This is a genomic window from Zoogloea sp. LCSB751 (genome assembly GCF_002028455.1).
In the GTDB taxonomy this organism is placed as follows: Bacteria; Pseudomonadota; Gammaproteobacteria; order Burkholderiales; family Rhodocyclaceae; genus Zoogloea.
In genome coordinates this window covers 1-250 of the sequence record NZ_MWUM01000443.1, presented here as the reverse complement: position 1 = coordinate 250, position 250 = coordinate 1, and the positions used below count along the sequence as shown (strand labels likewise).

Annotated in this window: 1 protein-coding gene; it reads right to left on the bottom strand. The window is 65.2% G+C overall.

The features are described 5' to 3' along the window. The coding region (gene rcsF, locus B4920_RS27270; RefSeq protein ID WP_079437605.1) for an Rcs stress response system protein RcsF at positions 1-250 on the bottom strand (250 nt) is incomplete at both ends.

The following is a 250-nucleotide window of genomic DNA, read 5'->3' as shown; positions in this document are numbered from 1 at the left end:
CAGGCAGCCCGGCACATCGCTGAACTCGGCGCACTTGTCGAAGCTGACGCCGTTGCCGCCCATGTCGGCCACGCGGCGGCGGGCCAGGGTGCTGGCTTCGCCGGCATTGGGCACCGCCTGATTGGCATCGGCCTGGCAGGACTCACCCTCGACGGTGCCGAGGTAGAGGTAATTGAGGTCGGCGAGCTGGTTCTGCTCATAGATCCGGACGCCGCCCGGCTTGAAATACTCGTCGAAGTTTTCCTTGTCC